General features: G+C 45.8%; 13 protein-coding genes and 2 pseudogenes. 5 read left to right on the top strand and 10 right to left on the bottom strand.

The annotated features are described in order from the left end of the window. Positions 1-29 precede the first annotated feature (29 nt). Together DW896_RS03045 and DW896_RS03040 are read left to right on the top strand one after the other, a co-directional pair. The gene (locus DW896_RS03045; RefSeq protein WP_009038061.1) at positions 30-674 is read left to right on the top strand and encodes an ATP-binding cassette domain-containing protein; all 645 of its coding nucleotides are present in this window, start codon (positions 30-32) and stop codon (positions 672-674) included. 11 nt (positions 675-685) lie between these two features. Further along, positions 686-1,891: a hypothetical protein gene (locus tag DW896_RS03040; RefSeq protein ID WP_009038060.1), complete on the top strand. Its 1,206-nt coding sequence runs from the start codon at positions 686-688 to the stop codon at positions 1,889-1,891. A gap of 78 nt (positions 1,892-1,969) precedes the next feature. On the opposite strand, the gene DW896_RS03035 is transcribed toward DW896_RS03040, so the two are convergent. The 7 genes from DW896_RS03035 to DW896_RS03005 form a co-directional block, all read right to left on the bottom strand. Beyond that, a complete protein-coding gene (locus DW896_RS03035; RefSeq protein ID WP_009038059.1) occupies positions 1,970-3,184 on the bottom strand; it encodes a glycoside hydrolase family 88 protein in 1,215 nt (404 codons plus the stop codon). Between the two features lie 13 nt (positions 3,185-3,197). Then, positions 3,198-4,847 (bottom strand): glycoside hydrolase 43 family protein, encoded by a 1,650-nt coding sequence (locus DW896_RS03030; RefSeq protein ID WP_009038058.1) that lies wholly within the window; start codon positions 4,845-4,847, stop codon positions 3,198-3,200. A 63-nt stretch (positions 4,848-4,910) separates the two neighbouring features. Next, positions 4,911-6,854, bottom strand: a complete 1,944-nt coding sequence (locus tag DW896_RS03025; protein ID WP_009038057.1) for a glycoside hydrolase family 97 protein — start codon at positions 6,852-6,854, stop codon at positions 4,911-4,913. Between the two features lie 61 nt (positions 6,855-6,915). Further along, positions 6,916-8,007 (bottom strand): serine hydrolase, encoded by a 1,092-nt coding sequence (locus tag DW896_RS03020; RefSeq protein WP_005832948.1) that lies wholly within the window; start codon positions 8,005-8,007, stop codon positions 6,916-6,918. Then, positions 8,008-9,933 carry a glycoside hydrolase family 127 protein gene (locus tag DW896_RS03015; RefSeq protein ID WP_005832950.1) on the bottom strand — a complete coding sequence of 642 codons (1,926 nt, stop codon included), beginning with the start codon at positions 9,931-9,933 and terminating at the stop codon, positions 8,008-8,010. Continuing rightward, complete coding sequence (locus DW896_RS03010; RefSeq protein ID WP_005832952.1) at positions 9,930-11,561, bottom strand: hypothetical protein; 1,632 nt, start codon at positions 11,559-11,561, stop codon at positions 9,930-9,932. The genes DW896_RS03015 and DW896_RS03010 overlap by 4 nt, the downstream gene beginning before the upstream one ends. A 195-nt stretch (positions 11,562-11,756) precedes the next feature. Continuing rightward, a complete protein-coding gene (locus tag DW896_RS03005) occupies positions 11,757-13,151 on the bottom strand; it encodes a glycosyl hydrolase family 28 protein (protein ID WP_005832954.1) in 1,395 nt (464 codons plus the stop codon). A 138-nt stretch (positions 13,152-13,289) separates the two neighbouring features. Between DW896_RS03005 and DW896_RS03000 the strand changes: the two genes are divergently transcribed. After that, complete coding sequence (locus tag DW896_RS03000; RefSeq protein ID WP_034529542.1) at positions 13,290-14,747, top strand: glycosyl hydrolase family 28 protein; 1,458 nt, start codon at positions 13,290-13,292, stop codon at positions 14,745-14,747. Positions 14,748-14,760: 13 nt separating this feature from the next. On the opposite strand, the pseudogene DW896_RS21410 reads toward DW896_RS03000, so the two are convergent. Both DW896_RS21410 and DW896_RS02980 read right to left on the bottom strand, forming a co-directional pair. After that, positions 14,761-15,891 (bottom strand): annotated as a pseudogene (locus tag DW896_RS21410) (AAA family ATPase); the annotation flags it as partial. 506 nt (positions 15,892-16,397) lie between these two features. Next, complete coding sequence (locus DW896_RS02980) at positions 16,398-17,612, bottom strand: glycoside hydrolase family 88 protein (protein ID WP_009038053.1); 1,215 nt, start codon at positions 17,610-17,612, stop codon at positions 16,398-16,400. A gap of 202 nt (positions 17,613-17,814) precedes the next feature. On the opposite strand from DW896_RS02980, the gene DW896_RS02975 reads away from it, so the two are divergent. Together DW896_RS02975 and DW896_RS02970 are read left to right on the top strand one after the other, a co-directional pair. Next, on the top strand, positions 17,815-20,178 hold the full coding sequence (locus tag DW896_RS02975) for a glycoside hydrolase family 3 N-terminal domain-containing protein (protein ID WP_371413375.1): 2,364 nt from the start codon (positions 17,815-17,817) through the stop codon (positions 20,176-20,178). A gap of 96 nt (positions 20,179-20,274) precedes the next feature. Further along, a complete protein-coding gene (locus DW896_RS02970) occupies positions 20,275-21,783 on the top strand; it encodes a glycosyl hydrolase family 28 protein (RefSeq protein ID WP_016272940.1) in 1,509 nt (502 codons plus the stop codon). A 227-nt stretch (positions 21,784-22,010) separates the two neighbouring features. On the opposite strand, the pseudogene DW896_RS02965 reads toward DW896_RS02970, so the two are convergent. Then, positions 22,011-22,983: pseudogene (locus tag DW896_RS02965) on the bottom strand (transposase). Positions 22,984-23,179 lie beyond the last annotated feature (196 nt).

The following is a 23,179-nucleotide window of genomic DNA, read 5'->3' as shown; positions in this document are numbered from 1 at the left end:
GGATTAGAGATTAAGGATTAATACCACTCATGAATAGGATTCACCTACGGCAAACACTACCTCAAGTGTTTGCCGACCGTGATGCCATTACCTCAGACGTATGGCATCGGGACATTACGTTCCACAAAGGGAAACGTTATCTCATAGAAGCCGCTTCGGGCACCGGAAAATCATCGCTTTGCAGCTATGTTTACGGCTACCGCAACGATTATCAGGGAATCATCAACTTTGATGAGCGCAATATCCGTTCACTCTCCGTCAATGACTGGACAGATATACGCAAACACTCCCTCAGCATTCTTTTTCAGGAGTTGCGTATCTTTCCCGAACTTACCGCCATCGAAAACATACAACTGAAGAACCGGCTTACCAACTTCAAAAAAAGGAAAGAAGTCCTTACCCTATTCGAGGCAATCGGCATTGCCGACAAGGTAAACGAAAAAGCCGGGAAGCTATCTTTCGGCCAGCAACAAAGAGTCGCCTTTATCCGCAGCCTCTGCCAGCCTTTCGACTTCATCTTCCTGGATGAACCCGTCAGCCATCTAGATAACGAGAACGGAACAATCATGGGCAGGCTGCTGACAGAAGAAGCCAGCCGCCAAGGAGCGGGAATCATAGTGACTTCCATCGGCAAACATCTGGAATTGGATTATGATGAAATTTATCAATTATAAATGTGGCTAATATGAACCGACTTGTTTGGAAACTTCTCCGCCAGCACATCAGTGTCGGACAGTTGGCAGGCTTTTTCCTCGCCAATCTCTTCGGCATGATGATTGTATTGCTGAGCGTACAATTCTATCGTGATGTCCTTCCCGTTTTTACGGAAGGGGACAGTTTCATGAAGAAGGATTATATCATTGCTACCAAGAAAATCAGTACTTTGGGCAGCTTTGCCGGGAAAAGCAATACCTTCTCCAAAGATGAGATAAAGGACCTGAAAGCCCAACCTTTTACTAAGGGGGTAGGCGCGTTCACTCCTTCCCTGTTCAAGGTTTCTGCCGGACTCGGTATGCAGGAAGCCGGTATCCGTCTGTCAACGGAGATGTTTTTCGAGTCTGTACCCGACGAATATGTGGATGTCAGTCTGGAGAAATGGCATTTTGACGAAGATGCCCGGGTAATCCCCATCATCATTCCGCGCAATTATCTGAACCTCTACAACTTTGGCTTTGCACAAAGCCGGAGTCTGCCGAAACTCTCCGAAGGCTTGATGAGTCTGGTACAGATGGACATCATGATGCGGGGCAACGGACGTGTGGAACAATATGAAGGCAACATTGTAGGATTCTCCAACCGGCTGAATACCATTCTCGTTCCCCAATCCTTCATGGACTGGGCCAACAAGAATTTTGCACCGGAAAAAGAAGCTGAACCGTCCCGACTTATTGTGGAAGTGAAGAATCCTACCGACACAGCCATCACCGACTATTTCCAGCAAAAGAATTACGAAACCGAAGGCAACAATCTGGATGCCGGAAAGACAACTTATTTCCTGCGCCTCATTACGGCTATCGTCGTGGGCGTAGGATTGTTCATCAGCATTCTGTCATTCTACATCCTGATGCTGAGCATCTTCCTGCTTCTCCAAAAGAATACGGTAAAACTGGAAAACCTGCTGCTGATAGGATATAGCCCGACGCGGGTAGCCACGCCTTATTATATACTGACAGTAGGGCTGAATGTACTGGTACTGCTCCTCGCCATCGGCTGCGTGGCATGGGTACGCAGTTACTATATAGAAGTAGTCCAAAACCTCTTCCCGCAACTGGAGAGCGGTTCACTGCTTCCATGCATATTGACCAGCGGTCTGCTGTTTCTGGCAGTATCACTGCTGAACGTACTGGCAATACAACGGAAAGTCAGTAACCTCATCAGGTTAAGAAGATAAAGCCAGGCTCATCGGAAAACAGATAGATAAGTCCCGAAAATCAGGGTATTGCTCCTATCCCAACACTCGAAACAAACTTTATCCGTTTTCCTTTTCATCCAGCTTTTTCAGCCTCAACAATGCCTCCATATAGTAGTAATCAGCATAGATGATAGAGGCATCAATCTCCGACTTGGCAGGCCAGTGTCCGGTAGAGTGCAACAAGAAAGAGGGGTTGCTTTTTCTACTCTGATATTTATCCGAACTAAGACTTTTCAACATCTTTATGGCAGCACCCTTGTACTCCCTCCCCTTTTCACCAGGCAGATAAGTAGAAAGCTCCAATAATGCGGAAGCTACTACTGCGGCAGCCGATGCATCACGTGGAGCATCCGGGATGGCAGGGTCATTAAAATCCCAGTACGGCACATAATCTTCCGGCAAATTCTTGAGATATACATCCGTCACCTTTTGCACAAAATCCAGATAACGGACATCTTTTGTTTCACGATAGACAGTAGTATATCCATAAATTCCCCAAGCCTGCCCACGGGCCCACATTGAATTGTCCGCATATCCCTGATGGGTACATCCCCGGATAAAATCCCCCGTCAGCGTATCGTAAACTGCTACATGACAGGAAGTATAATCCGGACGGAACTGGTACTTCATTGTCTTATCGGCATGAGAGACGGCTATATCTGCCAGATATGGATTACCGCCATTCTTGGCTGCCCAGAACAACATCTCCAGATTAATCAGGTTATCCATAATCGTATTATGCCCACCGAACATCTCCACATTGCGCGGCCACGAAAGGATAGTGCCTACACGGGGATTGAACAAGGTAGCCAATGAATCTGCCGTATTCAGAATCACCTGCTTGTATTCGGGATTATGGGTCAACCGGTACCCGTTTCCATAACTGCAAAAGACCAAAAAGCCCAAATCATGGTCGAAAGCCGGGATTTCGGAAAGGAATTTCAGAGAAGCTGTGAATTTCTCCGCTTCCTCTTTAATCTTTTCATCACCGGTGTACTCGTAATCATACCACAAAATACCCGGCCAGAAGCCGCTGCACCATTCATCTTTCGTAGCCTTGCGATAATTCCAGTCGTACTGGCCATCCAAGATATTACGAGGCATCATCGTATAGTCAATCTTACCTCCCTTTCCACGCATGATGTCCAAAGTACGATGCACCTGACGATTACAATAATCCAGTTCCTTATCAACAATCAACTCCTCTTTTGAAATTGAACAAGCAGCAAGCAAACATAGTCCCAAGCCTGCCAATAGTGTTTTTGTTTTCATTTATCTTATCTTTTTATTTTTCTATGCGAAACCAGTCAGCATCAACCCAACCTCTATCTTTACCGAACGGAGCCGTACTGAACAAACCGACTTTAGCGCCAATCCACTTGCCTTGACGTGCAGTAAACGGTTCACCGGCCGGTTGATATTTCTTTCCATCCAAACTATAATGGAAATGGCAGACCCCATTCTTACCTACCTTTACCCGCAAATAGATGTCCCGTTCATAATTGGGGAACAGTCCGGCTTCAAGCTTCCGGCTTACCGGCAATTCCATCAAACGGGTAGAAGTTTCCTTATTTTGTTGCTCGGCATCTTTGCAGACCACCTGCTTCAGCACGAATCTGTCGCCTTGCTTCTCCACTCCAATGTAACAATAGTCCCATCCCATCACAATCAATCCGGATTGCTGTCCGTCAGCTTTAGCCACCACCTTCAACTTGGTCGTGGCAGCAAACTCTTCTGCCGGAAACTTTTGCAACAACAGATTCGGCACTTCCCAGAAATTCACGAAGTCCTCGGACAGCACATGCCCATAGATACGCATATACCCCAAATCGGAAGTAAAACCAAAAGCATCCTGATAATTGGCATGCCATTCCCATTGCAGCCCCAACCGGCGGGAATTGAACTCATCACTCTCTGCCGGAGTCTCTACCGGATATGTCTTCCCGACATTCGGTTTCCGATACCGTCTTACCGGTTCTCCGCAACCGTCACCGTCCTTATCTTCACCAATGACAGGCCAACCCTCCGTCCACTTCACCGGATTAAGATGAATGACCCGCCCATACATTGCTTTATCCTGAAAATGTACAAACCAGGATTCACCGGAATTCGTCTCTACCCAAGCGCCCTGATGCGGGCCGTTGATGTCCGTACTTCCTTGCGCCATCACCCTCTTCACTTCGTAAGGGCCATAAACATTCTTTGAACGGAGTGCCAGTTGCCAACCGGTAACCACCCCACCGGCAGGGGCCAATATATAATAATACCCATTGCGTTTGTAGAATTTGGGGCCTTCCACCGTATGGTTCACCCCGTCATTGCCATCAAATACCAACACCGGTTCGCTGATGACTTTGGTTCCTTCCGGATTCATTTCGCATACCGTGACGACACTGTTGAAAGCTGCACGGCTTCCGGCCCACGCATGAACCAGATAGACCTTCCCGTCTTCATCCCACAAAGGCGTAGGGTCTATCATGCCTTTTCCGGCCTTTACCAATACCGGTTTATCCCATTCACCTTGCGGGTCTTTAGCCTTCACCATAAAAATGCCGAAATCCGGATCTCCCCAATAAATATAGAACTCACCGTTATGGTAACGTATGGAAGGAGCCCACACGCCCTTTCCATGCTGAGGCTTGTTATAGAATTCTTCCGGTTCGATAGTTTTCAACGCGTAGTTTACCAGTTTCCAATTCACCAAATCCTTGGAATGGAGAATGGGCAACCCCGGAGTACAATTAAAGCTGGAAGCGGTCATATAAAAATCATCTCCCACCGCACACACATCCGGATCGGAATAGTCGGCATGCAGAACAGGATTCATATACGTCCCATCCTTCCGGTCGGCAACCCAAACTTTGGAAACGGACTGTCCACATACAGCCTGACAAAATGCAAGTACTCCAAACAGTATAAAAAACATCTTTACCATAACAACACCTTCTTTGAATAATCTATCATCTATACGTTCAAAGGGAGAATTACACCCAAACCTTTATAATATTTTTCCTTTATATTTTTTAAATCCCTTCGCCTCTTTCGCCTCCACCGGTACAAAACGAACCGCAGCACCGCCACTGGGCTTCAGGTCAAACTTCATCGTCATGGAAGCATCCACCAATAAATAACTGCATTCCACCTGCGTGCGTGTCTTCACCTTTTCGCCGCCATCGGTATAGACAGAAGCAAGATAGACTTTATTCTTATCCAAGAAATCCAAAGGAATTTCTTCTTCGGAACCTTCATTATTGGTCATCGCCCCCAAGAACCATTCCTGCCCTTTACGACGGGCCATCGTTATGTTTTTGCCGGGAGCGCCATCCAATACTTTCGTATCGTCGAATACAGTTTGCAAGTTCTCAAACCATTCCATTTCCGGTTCTCCGTGATAGAACGACGGTTTGTCATACCAGAAGATAGTTTGCAGCGGACTGTAGAACACGAGCGATGCTGCCAGTTGGTGGGCATGAGTCGTTTTCAGCCGTTTGTCGAAATAACAGATCGTATAGTCGGCTGCACCGTTTATCATGCGAGTGAAGGGAAGCGTGACATTATGAGTTGCATCGGGAAACTCTTCGTTTCCGCAAATACCTTCCTGAGTCAATAAATTCGGATAAGTACGACTGAAGCCTGAAGGGCGATACTCATCATGGATATTCATCAGCAGATGGTTCTCTGCTGCCAAGCGGACCATGTCGTGCAACCAGGTAGCCCAGCGATGGCTGGCGTATTGTACGAAACCGGATTTCACTCCGACAATTCCCCATTGGCGTAGCAATGGGAAGAGTTCACGCATTTGTTTCATGAGTGCATGCTGGTTGACGTACACCCAGATGCCAACTCCTTTCTCCTTACCGTATGCTACTACGCGGGGCATATCCAGTTTGTCAACCACTTTTGTAGCATCCCCGTCATGTGAAGTACAGGGCATATACCATTGCCAGTCGAAAAGCATATACGGAATATGATGTGCTGCACAGAAGTCGATGGTAGCAATAGCCCCTTCGGTGGTGATAGTCGTTTCGCGCATAATCTTGCCCGGTTTCACCCATGCGGCAGCATCGGCAATTTCGCACGGCGGATTCAGATTCTGGATGATATCATTGTGTTCCAGCAATTCACCCGGTTTGTCGGCTGCCATGACTATCTTCCAAGGAGTGGCATAATAGGTCACCACATCTACGGGGCTATACATTACAGAAGTCAACGTGTTCTTCTTATCGGTGGAGACGAGGTATTTGGTCAGGCACCAGTCGTCTACATCCGCATCTGCCAGTGCGGCCCATTTGCCATTCGGGAGTTCAAACGTAAGGGTACGTTCCACCGGATGTTTGATATCATCGATATTCAGGCGTTCGAAGAAAGCCTGTGCCCATTGTTCAGTCCATGCTTTTGTGCCTGCCGGTAAGGCGTATTCTGTGAGATCACCTACTACTTTATGAAAGATAGCCTTCGGATGTTCCGGGAAGAAATAGCGGAAAGCCACTCCTTCATTATAGGCACGTACCTCTATATTGAGCCGATAACCGGAGTTGTCTTTCTTGGAGAGACAAAGGGTGCCGGCCCGGTAATGATCGCGTACACTGCTACGCTCACCGTAAAGCGGCTGCCAGGTGAGGTTTGTTTCGAGCTGGTAAGTCACGGAGTCCACTTCCAGATTGTCCATCCAGCAGGCAGGCTGTTTCAGATTTCGAACTCCCAAAGCCATTTCCCATATCCGGTTGTCCAGTTCCAACCCGGCACGCGACTCATTGACTACGGGTTGTGATTTGTAATCTACCCGATAACAAAGTTCGTTTACCGCAGGTGAAACCTGCTTTTGGTAAAATACTATTTCATGTGTTCCGTCAGGAGATGCCAGCTTCAGTTCCTTGCCATTGTCCGCAAAAAGGGAAGAAGCGAGAGCTAACATAATAATTGTTGAGCCGATAGTCTTCATATCCTCGTATTTATTGTTTTTATATAAATACGATTTAAGATATGGGGATACTCAATGTATTCTATCTTTTTAGGGAAATAATGTTCGAGACAGTTTGTGAAATGACGGGACTTCCATAAAATGACGAGAAACCATCTTCCTTTTGTGAACTTCCCTGTACATGGGCTATGAAGAATCCATATACCCGGCCCTGTTTATTGATCCATGGATAGGCGCCGGCCCAACCCGGTGAACTGATCTGATAGGCTTCTCCTGTTGCTTCATCAATGAGTTCCCTCCATTCTCCCAAACCGTATATACCGGTATGATATTTTTTCAGTGCACGTTCTACGTATTCACCCGGGTGAACTTCCGCATTTCCCACCTGGTCTGCCTGCATTTCATGTATGGTTTCGGGTTTCAGTATTTGCTTTTCTTCAAATACGCCATTGTGGTAGATCATATCAAGAAAACGCATGTAGTCGTGCAAAGTGGTACAGAGACCTCCACCCAGCATGGGAGCGTGTCCGCCATCCGTATTCACGGGCGTGAAGTGAGAGCTTTTCATTCCTAAAGGTCGGGCAATTAATTTCTGGAATAATTCCTCAAATTCTTTATTCATCGCTTTTTCTGCCATCCGGCCGGCTATCTGCATGGCAAGTCCGCCATATTCAAAACGAGTGCCGGGAGTGAAAACCGTGTCAAGTGGAAGAATCTCCATGACTGCCGAATCCAGCTGATTGTAATTGTCTACGCGTGGTTCCGGCAGGTAAGGGCGAACGCCTGATGTGTGCGAAAGCAACTGACGTAAAGTAATCATTCCTTTTACGTCGTTTTTAAATTCAGGAATCCATTTCTTTACATTATCATTCCAATCCAAATCGGTACGGTCTACTACCGCTCCGATGACTGCAGCTGCCACCCATTTTCCGGCAGAGGCTACATAGACTTTGGTATCGGGAGTGAATTCTTTATAGTTTTTCCAAAAGATAATGCTGTCATCTCTAACTACGCAAATGGCTGCACCGGGATAATACTCTTTGTCTATCCAACCGGTAATAATGGAATCGAGTGGTGCAAAATTATAAACCGCCTGCCTATTACTGGCAGGGCGGCATGACAGGAATAAAAGATAAATTCCCCAAAGAGAAACTGTAAGAAGATTCTTTTTCATCTACTTTGTTTTTAAATCCCAATATATAACATAACGTTGATGGTGCACATCGTACAGAGGTTTCAATATAGTACCTTCCGCATTTTTGAATTCCAGTCCTTTACCTGTACGTTGCAGGTTGCGTTCCGGATGTTTTAAGTCTACTTGCAATGTCGTATTCAATCCTGCCGGGATATGATAATCGTAAGTATAATAATCATTGTATAATGCCGGATCAGAGAATGGTGCCGGAGTTTGCATACCTTCTGTTCCCAATTCGCCGGCCAATACCAGCGGTCCGTATAGCAGAGCTCCCTTTTGAGGATTATCAGAAGTGGTTTCCAGCTGCAGGCTCATCGGATAATTGGCTTCAATGCGATCACCGTCTTTCCACTGGCGGGTTACAGCAATGTATGATCCCGGTTTCTGCTTTACCGATACTTTTTTCCCGTTGACGTTTACTTTCACGCCTTCACTCCATGAGGGATAGCGCAGATAAATCGTAGTGGTGACAGGTTTGTCTGTTTGGATGGTCAATGTAGTGTTTTCTTCTGCTGGGAAACCTGTTTCCTGACGCAGAGTTATTCCTTTTGCTTTCCAGTTTACTTCTGACGGAATAAAGAGATTCACGTAAATTCCTTTTTCATTGTGACAATAGATAGCTTCTCCGTATTTGGCATGACTTTCAAAACCACTGCCTACACAACACCAAAAGGAATTCTCCCGGGTACTATAAACTTTGTGAGAGCCGGAGAGTAAGGGCAAGAAATAGGATACCATTCCCGTTTCAGGATCTTGTTGTCCAAGAATATGATTATAGAGTGCACGTTCGTAGTAATCGGCAACTTTGGCATCTCCCGTCCAGCAGAACAGGTGACGGCTTAGTTTCAGCATATTGTACGTACAACAAGTCTCACCGGTATATCCGGTCAGATGTTTGGATAATTGTTGTGGATCGAAATAATGCTCTTTATCACTACTGCATCCCGGTGCAAAGGTATGGTGGTCTATCATGGTATGCCAAAAGAAATCTGTCAGTTTCCGACTGTCGTTATCCTGCGTCAGCTCGTAGTTGCGTGCTTCGGCAAGAACTTTTGGAATAAAGGTATTCGTGTGCTTGGTACCTAAATCATCGCGTTGTTCTTTCAGCGGATCTATCACATCATTGTGATAGAAGAATTCGGCAAGCCATTGATAACGCTCGTCGCCGGTGATGGCATAAAGATTATAAAAAGATTCGTTCACACCGCCGAACTCATTCCGTATCATCCTTTTCCGGGTGGCTTCATCCAGTGGTTTAAGTTTATTATAAGCCCAGTCGCCCATGCGGGTCACAACTTCCAATGCCGGTTTGTTATCTGCATAGAGGTATTGGTCAATCAATCCGGAGAAGAGTTTGTGCAGTGTATACCAGGGTGCCCATACACTTGTCCCACGTATGTTCCGATTAATCAATTCTTCCGGATATGCACTGAGATATCCGTTTCCCAAAGCCGCCTGTACCTCTGCCAGACCTGTAACAAGGCTGTCGCCCTTCAACTTGAATATTTCACTTCCGGTAGATGCGTACATGAGCGCATAGGCTGATAGTAAATGCCCTGTTGTGTGTCCGCGCAGTTCACAGTCCAGCGATTCCCAACCACCCAGTTTCTTTACGGTCATATATCCGCCTTCACGCCCGGCAAATACTCCGGCATTGTTGCGGAAACCGTGCAGCAAACGATTGGTTGCTATGGAAGTCATCCAAGCGGAATCACGCATCATATTGTCGCGAAAGCGGCTTGGCAATAAACGCACGTCCTTTAAGTCGAAACTTTCTACCTGCATCGGTGCGGTCGTCACTTTTTTCATTTTTCCGGCATGCTGTCCGGGATAAACGGATTGGGCGGAAAGACCGGTTGATAGAGCCGCACAAATTGTCATTAGGATTAAACTCTTATTTCTCATAACCTTTTTATTAATTCTTTCTTTATATAAAAACTACGTTCCACCGGCTCGGCCGTCTGCACCTTACCTGCAACGCCGTATTGCCAGGCAACTACCGTCACTTTTACCGGAAATTTGCTGCGAGGAGGAATAGGAGTGAATACAATTTGGTCTCCTTCTATCTCGGCCGGACCTTCTTTGATGTAGTAAGAGACCGGCAGTCCGCAATCACTTGTGGCTTTTAAAGATAGAGACCCGCTTCCTGTTTCCACATCGGGCAGTCCCGGAAACAGTATATGCTGCCTTTCTCCTGCCGTATTCCGGTAGGGGATGCGGATACTGACTTCCTGAACGGCACTTTTATACCTCCGGTCTCCTGTCTGGCTTGCCAGCAGGCATATATCACCGGTGCGGCGTGGGTTATCCATACCCATCCGATAGAAAGATACCTTAAATGTCGTGTCATTTACCTTTTCTACCGGTCCGCAGATGCGACTGATTGTCGGCGTTGCATCTGCGTGTTCGTCAGACAGTTTCGTTCTCAGGGAATCCGTACATACGGCTTTCAGATGGAAAGTAATTCCATCGGCTTTCGGATTGAAGCGAGGCTGTACACGTACATGCTGTTTCTTGTCGTATGCCAGCAGACTGCCGCTTTGTTCAAATCCCAGATACTGTTCTTCCTTACCGCGACTTTGCACATACCGTGCTTCAGTCGCTTCTGCCATTTCACGGTCAAAATACCAGAAAGCGTCATGCACATCGCCTTTATATTGTGAGTAGAAAGCAGCTTTGGCTCGTTTCTTCTGATTGGGATGCCAGCGTTCTGCCAGCCAGCCTTTGGTCGGGTTTATCGGATTCAGTTTTACTTTACCGTCTTTCGTCACTTCATCCGTCAGTCGCAGGCAGACAGCCTTTTCCAGAAACAGAGCGATGTATGCGGCTGTTTCATCTGCCACATCAAAATGTCCCCGTCCTGCATCACACAGAAACGAAATGCAACTTTCAGGATACATCATGCGGAAAGCCAGTGCCGGATTTACCCGGGCTTCCCACCATTCATATTCTCCTTCAATCATCAGTCCGGGTATCCCGTTGATATTACGGGTACGTCCCCATTCCAGATTCTCACGCCCGTAGCCGGTCAAGTTCGTACGCGGAGCATCGCCGTGCAGGGAGATGACGGCCAAGGTACGTTCCGCATTCCATGCGGCAAAGTTCCAGGGATAAGTAGCCATGGCCGAATGGCCTATGGGCACGATAGGGACATTTTTCAGTTCGCTATATCCGCTGACGTCTGCCAAGTCGGCCATCATTTTCTCGAATATCCGTTGTGTGCCTTTCGATACATCCCATTGCTGGTCGATGCCGGGTGTTATCCATACAAAGCCGATTCCCAGCTTCTGCATCTTCTCGCGGAAAAGGGGATTGTCAAAAAGAGTTTCTTCGCTCATATTGTGTTGTCCTACAAGAATTGCTTTCACCTGCATACAGTCGGCGGGTATCCACAAGAAAGCCGTAGGATTCCGGTTCGTTTCGTTGGAGACGAATCCGTCAAGAGTCACAGACCATTGCCACTCTCCTGCCCGCAGGCAGGGAGAGAAGTAAAGCAAGAGGATTATTGAAAAAAGCAGTCTATATCTATTCATGGTTCTTTGGTTTTAGAGCCTGTTCAAATTTTATTCAGCATTATTTTGAGAGTTCTTTCTGAGGATGTTTTTCTGTTTTTATGAGGAGCATAGCGGGCTATGTGACGAATAAAAAGAGGAAAACAGACCGGAAAGAAGCTTGGGAAGAAGCTGAAGAAATACTTTTTGAAGAAAATTTAAACTGGCTCTTATGGTTCACTTTATTTTAATTCCTTTTATAAACTCATTGGTTACTACTCCTTTCAGGTCCTTCATCCGTTCTCCATTGATTACTACATTTTCAAACGTCACGTTTTGCACGGTTCGTTCTTTGTCCAGTCCTTGCATCAACGATGGATTCTCTCCTACTCCTGTGTACGTAATGTTCCTGAAAGTAATGCCGTCAATGCCGCTTCCCGGCTGTTTATCATATTTCCCGTTGAAGCGTACTTTGACATAGAAAAGCCGTCCTTCCTGAATATTCTCTACCCGGATATCTTCAAAAAGAACATTACGGACCTGGTTCTTGTCACCGCAATCCACTGTCATGCAACCTTGATAAATCGGGTCATCCTCGTCATGTTCCAGAATGTCGATGTGGCGGAAAGTCAAATTTTCTATTACTTCTCCCGTAGGTGAATCGGGGTCGCCATGGCCGCCTACATTGATGGGATGTGCCACATCTGCCCAAAGAATGGAGTTCTGCACAGTGATGTCGGACGAACCTCCCCACCAGTTCCAGCGGTGATTGTACAGAGCGATGCAGTCGTCCGAATTGCGCATGAAGACATTGTCAATCATCACACTGCGGCAGCACATCATGTCAATGCCGTCACTCCAACCCTTGCAACTGAATGATTTCAGGTTTTTGATGGTGATTCCCGTTGAACCGCCTCCGAATACGGTATAATGATCAGGGTTCACTACGGTAATTCCATCTATCAGCACATTCTTTGAGTCAGTCACTTCAATGCCCCGTATCGGATGGTCCAAGATGCCTCGTCCGATAATCCGGACATTTTCCGCTTTGTCTACCAGAAGTTTCGCTTTGACTACCGCTCCCGGTGCCAGATACACGGTGGTATTACCGGGAATACGGATTTGATTATTAGGTAAGTCTTTAGGACGGTGGACTCCCGGACCGAAGTACATGATGCCTTTTGTCTCTTTATCATATTTTTCTGTTTCCAAAGGATTGGCAAAGAGATGCAGATTGTGCAACCGGTCGCCATCAAATTCAATAGAGAGATACTGTGGCTTTTCCAAAGTGAAAAGAATGGCGTTTTGTATCTGCTTGTATTCAATACCTTTACTCAAAGGGCGTATGGTCACTTCGCGCACGCTGCCATTGTTCTTCTTCACCATTACCTCTACAGCACTTCCCATATCAAATTGTACCATGGAAGCATTCTGCACGTTGTCCATATCTACCTGTACGTTGTATTCAAACAAGTCTTTCCACTCACCGCCGGGGATGCGTACACGTACCGTGTAGTCGTCATTATGGGGCATGCCCGGATTTAAACTTTCAGGATATGTCACTAACTGTGCCTGTACTCCTGCGGTAAAGGCCAACAATAACATCACTACTAATTTGCAAATCTGTTTCATAAGTTCCATCGTTTTCTACACAAAATATACGATTGAAAGCCGAAAAGCACTTAATTTGCACAAATTTCATTAGCCCTACTAAGTGAACATCCCGTAGAAAACGTATTTCTACTTAAAACAACAATAATGCTATTACCAATGAAACTAAGAAAACTAATCCTTATCTCCGGCTTATTGCTCGGATTCGCTCAGACTATCGGCGCGCAAAACCAGTTAATCACCTATCCCGCTCCTCAGGAAGCGGAATTGAAGGACGACTTCACCGTCAAGGTGCGCCAACCGGGTGGAAAGTGGCAAACGATAGCCACCTATCCCGTCAAAGTGGACGAAGTAAAAGAGGCCCGGCACCATGTAAAGCTGGCCTCCATGAGCTATTTCGACTTCGATGGTGAAGTGGAAGTGTCGGTCACCGCCCATAAGGAAGAGATAGAAACAGCCCGCATACGTCCTCTTTCCTACGGCATCACTCCGCAGGTCAGCCGCAACACGCTTACTTTCAAGCTGAACTCTCCCCACAACTTGTCGATAGAAGTGAACGGCGACATCTTCCACAACCTGCACCTCTTCGCCAATCCGATAGACCGGAACAATCCTCTGAAACCGGGTATGAACCCGAAGAAATTAAAAAAGAACCGCAACTTGATTTATTTCGGTCCGGGCATACACCAATTACCGGGCGACACGCTGGATGTACCTTCAGGCAAAACCGTATACATTTCCGGAGGAGCCATCGTCAGAGGGTGCATACGAGCAAAGAATGCTGAAAATGTAACTATCTTCGGCCGGGGAGAAGTACATCCCGAAGGACGTGGAGCAGGAGTCAGCATCATCAACTCCAAAAACATCCGGGTAGAAGGCTTGATTACCACCCAATGCCCCACCGGTGGCTCAGACAGCGTGACGATACGCAACGTAAAGGCCATCAGCTCCTATGGATGGGGCGACGGGATGAACGTGTTTGCCAGCAACAATGTACTGTTCGATGGCGTATTTTGCAGAAACTCGGACGACTGTACCACTGTTTATGCCACCTGTATGGGCTTCAAAGGCGGATGCAAGAACATCACCATGCAGAATTCCACCCTCTGGGCGGACGTGGCCCATCCCATCTTCATCGGACTGCACGGCGATGCCGAAGGTCAAGAAGTAATGGAGAACCTGAACTATATCAATATCGACATCCTCGACCATAAAGAAAAGCAGATAGACTATCAAGGCTGTATGGCCATCAACGTAGGAGACAACAACTTGGTCCGCAACGTGCGTTTCGAGAATATCCGCATAGAAGATTTCCGTCAAGGCCAACTTGTCAACCTACGCATCTTCTTTAACAAGAAATATTGTGCGGCTCCGGGCAGAGGGATTGAGAACGTGCTCTTCAAGGACATCACCTACAACGGAGAGAACGCCGAACTGTCCATCATTGCCGGCTACAACGAAGAACGGAAAGTGAAGAACATCCGCTTCGAGAATCTCAGAATCAACGGAGAAGCTATTTACGACGACATGCCGGGCAAACCGAAATGGTACAAGATGGGAGACATGGCACGCTTCTTCATCGGCGAACATGTGGAAGGGGTGACATTTACCAAATGATGTGCTTGTTGAGTGCAGGAAGCAAGGACTCCGTGAAACCATAACGCACTTCGCCGTTGGGATAGGCCAGCCGGTAAAGACGGAAAGCAGGGTCATACCCCTTTATTGTCAGGTAGCCACTCTGATAAAGTACCGGAATAGGGTCGACAATGTGGTCGGTAGGCGCATCGAACTGTTCATCGGTAGCCGTAAGTCCGTCCAGGCTCTGCACATCGAAATCCGTGCGTTGCAATATATCAATCAGAAAGGTAGGAGTGCCCGTAGAGAACCAGAAGTTCTTGTACTCCTTTGCATCGAAAGCGTTGAACAAGCTGAACGGATTATAGATGTCGGCACAATTCTTACTGAAATGATAGCCGTCGTACTGCCGTTTCAAGTGAGCGCAAGCTTCCTCATAAGTCCCATTGTTTGCCTTGGCCATTCGCTCGATGTCCGGTTTCAAGTCTGTGAGCAATTCTTGCTCGGTGATGCCGCAGAGTGCACTGAAATCATCGTGCATGCTGATGTTCTTCAGATTATTCAGTTCGCTGAAGATGCTCAGTTGGCTGAACTTGCTGATGCCGGTGATGAAGAGAAAGCGAAGATACTGCCCCAACCTCTTGAGGGGGGCTGAAGAACTTCCGCATCTCGTTGCGGAGCTGTTGCTGCAAGGCGGTGTCGGAATTGCTGTCCAACAAGGGGGCATCGTACTCGTCAATCAGCACGACAACCTGCTTGCCGATCTGCTCGGAAGCTCTCAGAATAATGCCTTGCAGACGCTCGGAAGCGGTCTTTTCCGCTTCATCCTTTCCATAAATCTTTTCCCACCGGTGCAGGAAGAGATTAAGCTGCCCCGTAAGGTCGGTCAGTTCCATGTATTTTGTTAGGCTGAAATCGATGTGCAACACCAGATAGCTTTCCCAATCCTTCTCCCAGCGCTCCATAGCCAACCCTCCGAAAAGGTCTTTCTTTCCTTGGAAGTAGGCTTCGAGCGTAGACACGAGAGGCTCTTGCCGAAACGGCGGGGACGGCTGAGGAAATAGACCCGGTCGGTATGTGTCAGTCTATAAACCAGTTCCGTCTTGTCTACATACACACAGTCGTTGTTGCGCAACTGTTGAAAGTTCTGTATTCCTATCGGGTATCTTCTGTAATCTTCTAACATGGCTATGGAGAAAATCAATGGTTATAAAGACAAAGGTAGGAATTTTACTTATTATATTCACAAACATCTCCCATGTTTCTCATGGCTTTTTCATTTAAGGGAGTTATCGGAAGTTAGAAGGAGTTATCACCCTGCAAGCTTAGGAGTTAAAAGCCGATAGTTCTGTTGATGTATAGCTATACTATCGGCTTCTAACACCCTTTAACTCCCTTAAATGAAAGAGCCGTATATGTTTCTTCTGTTCACTCCTTATATTTAGCAAAGGCTCACTATAGTGAGCCTTTGCTAAAAAAGTACCTGATCGTCCATCATTCCTTTAGCCGCTCCGTATTCTTCAATGCAGAATGCCACGAAGAGGGCTATGTCTCTATCTTTCTTGCTCATTGTAATTCTCCTTTCTACGGCTCTGCCACACATGTTTGCCCTATTAACACATCATTTATCAAAACGACATTAGAATATTTCCTGACTTTGACAATGGGGCATGAAGGGGACGCAGTAGCAAGTCATCCGCCTTTATTTACGGTACGAAGCCGTAAAAGTGCTTCTATATAATAATAATCTGCATACATAATCGAAGCATCAATCTCACGTCCACGAGGCATATGGCCTACAGAATGAAGTAAAAAAGCTGTATTAACCGTACCCGACTGATAAGCCGATGAGGAGAGATTCTCCAACATAGCTATAGCTGCATCAAGATAATGGCGTGATTTTATCTCATCATTTACATAGCCCGAAAGTTCAATCAACGCCGAAGCCGTAACAGCAGCAGCAGATGCGTCTTTAGGAGGGAGCAATGGTGACATTGGCGCATCAAAATCCCAATATGGTACCATATCTTCAGGCAAACGACGAAGATAAGCATCGGCCGATTGGCAAGCTACTTCAAGAAAACGTACATCACGAGTTTCACGGTAAACCATCGTATAACCATAGATGGCCCAGGCCTGACCACGAGCCCACATTGTACTATCAGCCAATCCTTGATGAGTGACGCCTTTAATAAAATGACCGTCCAGTGTATCGTAAACCGCAACATGATAGCACGAATGGTCCGTACGGAAATGATATTTCATGGTTGTTTCCGCATGTTTTACGGCTACATCATACAGCCATTTGTTACCACCGTTCTTGGCCGACCAAAAAAGCAATTCAAGATTCATCATATTGTCAATAATGGTGTTATGAGGCCAATTCATCTTTTTGACCATACCCGGCCAAGATAATATGGTACCCACTTTGGGGTTATAGAGTTCGGCCAACGAATCTGCCGCATGATGAAGTGCTTGAGCGTACATAGTATCGCCCGTAAGACGATAAGCATTACCCACACTTGGCATCATAATAAATCCCGAATCATGCGAACGAGCCTTACGATAAGCTTCCGGCAACAGAATACGAGTAACATTTTCAGCTGCATGCAACCATACCGTATCCTGAGTCGCTTCGTAAAGATACCATAATGTACCCGGCCAAAAGCCAGATGTCCAAGAACCTACATGAGCATACTGCCATTTTTTCTGTCCTTTATCAATCGTATTGGGAATCGAATCTACATCAGGAAGCGTTTCAAGAGTTTTTATAGCCTGACAGCTACAGTAAGCAATAGCAGAATCCACATTAAAATCAGTGGTAGGATGGGTATGGGAAGAACACCCAAATGCGGCAAGCAGTAATCCTGCAAATAACGCATTCCTCAATCTAAAATGTTTTTGCATAATTAGTAAGTAACAAGTTTATTAATGATATAATTTATAAGCATATAAGAAATTACGAACCAAAAAGTAGAAATACTCAATCGCCCCGGCAAATTAACTATCAGGTTTAGGTAACAGTCCTGCTTGATACGTATATTATCAAAAAACATCAACCAATTGTTTTATCAGTATGAATAGATACCTAACAACCGTCCTTGTATCCATGATTTGCAGCCAGCAGTTGTGGAGCAACTCGATACTCGATTACGAGAAGGACAAGTCAACCGTCAAAAACATCTATCACAAAGGATGGATTGACTTTAACAAAAATGGCGTGAAGGACATCTACGAAGACAGCTACGCCCCACTTGAAGCAAGGGTGCAAAACCTGCTCTCGCAAATGACTCTCGAAGAAAAAAGTTGCCAGATGGCTACACTGTATGGTTCAGGCCGCGTACTCAATGACGCCCTTCCAAGTGATAACTGGAAAAACGAAGTATGGAAAGATGGCATCGGGAATATTGATGAAGAGCACAATGGGCTTGGCAGCTTCAAGTCTGCATACTCTTTCCCCTATGCACACCACGTAAAGACGAAGCACGCCATTCAACGCTGGTTCGTAGAAAATACACGGCTGGGAATCCCGGTAGATTTCACCAACGAAGGCATCCGGGGGCTATGCCATGACCGGGCGACCTACTTTCCTGCCCAATGCGGACGAGGAGCTACATGGAACAAAGAACTAATAGCCCAAATAGGCGAAGCTGAAGCCCGTGAAGCCTCCGTACTGGGATATACCAACATATACTCCCCCATCCTCGACATCGCACAAGATCCCCGATGGGGACGATGCGTAGAAACCTATGGCGAAGATCCCTATCATGCAGGACAAATGGGAAAGCAAATGATTCTGAGCCTACAAAAGAACAAGCTGGTCTCTACCCCAAAACATTTTGCCGTCTATAGCATACCGGTAGGTGGACGTGACGGAAAAACACGTACCGACCCCCACGTAGCTCCCCGAGAAATGCGCACACTCTATCTCGATCCTTTTAGAGTGGCCTTCCACGAAGCCGGTGCGCTGGGAGTAATGAGTTCGTACAACGACTATGACGGCGAACCCATCACAGGCAGTTATCATTTCCTCACCGAAATTCTTCGACAAGAATGGGGATTCAAAGGCTATGTGGTTTCCGACAGTGAAGCCGTAGAATTTATCTCCACCAAACATCAAGTGGCCAACGGATATGAAGATGCCGTAGCGCAAGCCGTTAATGCCGGACTCAACATCCGCACCCATTTCACACCACCTGCCGACTTCATCCTTCCGCTGCGCAGTGCCGTAAAGAAAGGAAAAATCTCCCAAGAAACACTCAACCAACGTGTTGCCGAGATTCTACGCGTGAAGTTCTGGCTCGGACTTTTCGACAACCCTTATCGTGGCGACGAAAAGAGAGCCGGACAAATAGTACACAGTCCCGAACATCAACAACTTGCGCTGGAAGCCGCACGCCAATCGTTAGTACTCCTCAAAAACGAACACCAGACACTTCCACTTTCCAAGTCGATACGCTCAGTAGCCGTCATCGGTCCAAATGCCGACGAGCGACAACAGCTAATCTGCCGATATGGCCCAGCCAACGCACACATTACCACCATTTACGAAGGTATCAAAAAGATGCTTCCCCAAGCAGACGTTGTTTATAAGAAAGGATGCGACATCATCGACCCCCACTTCCCCGAAAGCGAAGTCCTTGAATTTCCCAAGGCTGCCCAAGAAGCGCAAATGATGGAAGAAGCCATAGAGGCGGCAAAGGGAGCGGAAGTTACCGTAATGGTATTAGGAGGAAACGAACTTACCGTAAGAGAAGACAGGTCACGCACTTCATTGGACTTGCCCGGCAGACAGAAAGAATTACTCAAAAAAATCTGCCAATTAGGCAAACCAGTGGTATTGGTAATGATTGACGGACGCGCCTCATCCATCAACTTCGCCGCTACCCATGTTCCTGCCATCATCCATGCCTGGTTTCCTGGTGAATTCGGAGGACAAGCCATAGCCGAAGCACTGTTTGGTGACTACAACCCCGGAGGACGCCTCGCCGTGACCTTCCCTAAATCCGTTGGGCAGATACCCTTTGCTTTTCCTTTCAAGCCCGGTTCTGATGAAAGCTCCGAGACTTCTGTCTATGGTGCGCTCTACCCCTTCGGTCATGGACTAAGCTATACGACTTTCCAATATAGTGACCTTGCAATATCTCCATCCAAACAAGGAGTACAAGGCAACATCTCCATCAGTTGCACCATCAAGAACATCGGTCAGCGCGAAGGAGATGAAGTGGTACAGCTTTACTTGCGCGATGAAGTCAGCAGCGTAACCACCTATACACAAGTGCTGAGAGGATTCGAGCGCATCACTCTAAAACCGGAAGCATCGCATACCGTACATTTCGAACTCACACCACAAGAGCTGGGGATATGGGACAAACAAATGAATTTCACCGTTGAGCCGGGCATGTTCAAAGTCATGATTGGTTCTTCATCAAAAGACATCCGCTTGAAAGGAGAATTTGAGATTGCACAATAGGAACATCCGGACTGAGATAAATAGCGATAGACAAGAAAGAAGAGTCAATTCCATTCTATATATTATAACAAAACATATATAAACAAAATATACATTATGAAAACATTATTAAAAAAATTGATTTTGAGCTTTGTGCTAATCTTTGCTACAAGCATGAACATCGGAGCCAAAGTAGTTAGTTATCCGGTACCACAAACCGAACCTCTGTCCTCTGATTATACAGTTGAAGTCAACGGCATAACTATACCGGTATATACAGCCAGTACACAACACCACGACAAGAAATATTCAATTGCTTACTTCGATTTTTCGGGTACGGTAACGATTACTGTAAAAAGTAATTTCCAACTGAGCAAACTGAATATTTTGCCTGACAAATACGGCATCCGTCCATCGGTAAATAAAAACATAGCTACTTTTAAGCTAGATACTCCTTGTGACATTTCTTTTGAACCAGACGGTTGTAACAGCCCTTTGATTCTCTTCAGTAATGAATTGGAAAAAAGTATTCCCTCCAAAGATGACCCGAATGTAATTTACTATGGTCCGGGTGAACATAATCCGAAAAATGGATTAATAAAACTTACCGACAATCAGACACTATATATAGCAGGAGGTGCCGTAGTCAATGCAGGAATAGAAGCAACTGGTGACAATATTACGATTTGCGGTCGTGGCATTTTAGACGGTTCCGATTGGGAACACAATGCCGGTCCAACAGATTATATGATTAATGCCAAACATTGCAATAACTTGGTGATGAAAGATATTATTTTGAAAGGCTCTTATTATTGGACTATTGTTCCGCAAGATTGCGACCGTGTATTGATTGACCATATCCGTTTGGCCGGTTCGCGAGTGGGAAATGATGACGGGGTAGATCCTTGCAATTCCAGCAATGTAACGATACGCAACTGCTTCTTTCGTACGGACGATGATTCCGTTTCCCCCAAAGGCATCACTCGTGCAGGAGGTGAAAGTCATTCTAAGTCAGTAGAGAATATCACGGTAGAGAATTGTGTATTTTGGGTAGATTTTGCCAATGTATTTCGTATGGCTACTGAAAGTAGTTGTCCGGCATTCCGCAACTTCACGGCACGAAATATTGATGTCATCCACTTCCCTGACCGTGACCGGGTACAAATATTTTGGTTACACCCCACAGGTGAAATGAGTATGGAGAACCTCTGCTTCGAAAATATCAGAATCAATGGGCACAAACCTTATAATTTAATTAAAATGACTCCTGCCCTTCAGTTGGTTGGTACTCGTCCAATAGAGAAGCCGCGCCCCAACAATATCAAAACTGGCCCAGGACGGCGTGGTCCAGGTAGTTGTGGATATGGAGAATTCGTAGTAGTTCCATCTAGTGGTCCATATATACACAATGTAACTTTCCGCAACATATATACATACGGTACAAAGAATAGCCCTAAAGCTGGAGGAACTGTTTTGTTACAAGGGATTGATGACAAATACAATATATCGGGCGTTACTTTTGAGAATGTAAGTTATTACGGTGAACCGATAAACGCCCTAAGCGAAAAAGTACAAATGAATGACTTTGTGAAACACGTACAGTTCGTAGGCAAACACATTGAATAAATTGGGGATATTCAGTAAATGTTCCCGTTTCTAATAAATCAAGAGAAAAGTTTTACTTTACGTGAGCTTTTCTCTTGATTTTTCCGTTCAACTCTCCCGGTCTTCTATCTTTTTCATAGAATATTATTTACATATACTTATTCTTTTCTTCCCACCCATGCGTTATGTACATGCCTTTTTTAGGTGAAGTTAAAAACCTCCCCTCTTTTCTTCTTATTTTAGTCTGATTATGCAGCCATCCTTTTTTTCCTCTCTACTTTTTCTATCATACATACCGCATTGGCTGTATGTATCCCAAAGAAAATCCAAAGTACTTCCGTTTTCCTGGTTCTGGCTTTTATCCTGGCCAGTGAGTAATGTTGCTTCTGCGTTCCAAAACTTCCTTCCAAGCGGGTAGCTCTTTCACGGCTGAGTTCCGACCGTAAAATCTTACGAAGCGGCTCATCCTTGGCAGCTCTGCCCTTACGCTTAAAGGAAGTACTTATATGATATTTAGTACAAAATTTCCGGTTGGCATTATTGGCATAGATTGAATCTGCCACAAGCGCCTTGACCCTAACCCTGGTCAGTTGTTGTTGCAGACGAATACAGTCTTTCAAACGTACTCCTTCATTAAAATCCTTAAAAGAGATATGTTCTATGAAAGAGATTCCATCTATCTGTATATTGTTGACTTTGGCTCCGAATTCAACGGATTTGGTTTCCTTGCCCCTGATGATGGGGCGAAGGTGATGCCGGTCGATACTCACAATACGGTTAGATACTTTCTTGCCTGCAAATAAACTCTTCCCTTGCTCAAGGATTGTCTGTATGACCGAAAAGCGTCTTTGGTAATCAGAGGATAGTAAGTGACCTGCGTTTAATCATACGAATCTGCGATTTCCTGCGTTTACGTAGTTTACTATAAGCAAGGTAGGCACGGCCTACATCAAGATGGCTTTCATAACAGGTGGCATCGGGAAAAGTTGGTATAGGACTTCAAGACCATCAAGGCTATTTTACCTTCGGGAGAAAAATAACTTTTACGCCCCAAAGCAGAGGACTTCAAATGCATTTGTCGGGCCAATTCCGAGAAAGGAAACAGAGCATGGAGGCGGCCTAATTCACTCGTTGCAAAACTTTGACGATATTTTTTAGCATATCGAACTCAGTAAAACCCAAACGAGGTTCGATTTCTGAGATTTTTTGTATCTTTACCATGTGTTTTTAGTTTAGATTACCCCCGTTTTGGCCGTCAAACCGTTTTTTGGGGGAATGCTTAAAGAGACAAAAAGGCAACCAACTCGCAATGAATTAGTTGCCTTAAATTTCCTTATTTTAGGAATATCCCCAATTAAAGACCTATTCAAATAAGAAAAGCTATACGGAGGTTGTGTCAACGTTTTGACGCAACCTC

This window comes from Bacteroides sp. AM41-16, from assembly GCF_003603495.1.
In the GTDB taxonomy this organism is placed as follows: Bacteria; Bacteroidota; Bacteroidia; order Bacteroidales; family Bacteroidaceae; genus Bacteroides; species Bacteroides uniformis.
Note: the sequence above shows the minus strand (reverse complement) of the source record. Positions and strands in the feature narration are given on the sequence as shown.